This is a genomic window from Streptomyces katrae, from assembly GCF_000966975.1.
GTDB lineage: Bacteria > Actinomycetota > Actinomycetes > Streptomycetales > Streptomycetaceae > Streptomyces > Streptomyces katrae.
Genome location: NZ_JZWV01001761.1, coordinates 1 through 567, shown reverse-complemented (window position 1 = coordinate 567; position 567 = coordinate 1). Strand labels below are relative to the sequence as shown.

The following is a 567-nucleotide window of genomic DNA, read 5'->3' as shown; positions in this document are numbered from 1 at the left end:
GGTTAACGGCGTTAATGCTCTCGGCGGCGGCCGCCGCCTGTTGCTCCTGGGGGAGGCGGCCGATGCGGCGGGCCGGCTCGACCTTCAGCTCCCCGGATTCGACCTTGTCCTGGAGGTCCGGGGTCAGGTTGAGGAGGGTCAGGCGCTGGGAGACCCACGCGGGGGTCTTGCCGATCCGCTTGGCGACCTGGGCCTGGGAGCCGTGGACGTCGACGAGTTCCTGGAGGGCGCGGGCCTGGTCCATGGGGGCCACGTCGACCCGGTGGACGTTGGCGATGAGCGCGGATTCGAGGATGTCTGCGGCCGATGCGGACAGGGCGTCGTTGACGTGGATGTGCATCGTCTTGAGCCCGGCCAGCTGGGCGGCCGCCAGGCGGCGGTTGCCGTCGATGACCACGTAGGGGGCGCGGCCGAGGCCGTCGGTGGCGCCCGGGTGGGCCTCCATGAAGGCCATCCGGGTCGCGACCGCCAGGGGCTGCAGCTGGCCCCGCACGGTGAGGGACTGGGCCAGCTCGTCGAGGTCGGTGAGGTCCTCGCGGAGGTTGAACGGGTTGTGGGCCAGGGCCT

Annotated in this window: 1 protein-coding gene; it reads right to left on the bottom strand. The window is 71.8% G+C overall.

The features are described 5' to 3' along the window. Window positions 1–567: ParB/RepB/Spo0J family partition protein (locus tag VR44_RS40485; protein ID WP_045952704.1), on the bottom strand; the 567-nt coding region annotated here is incomplete at both ends.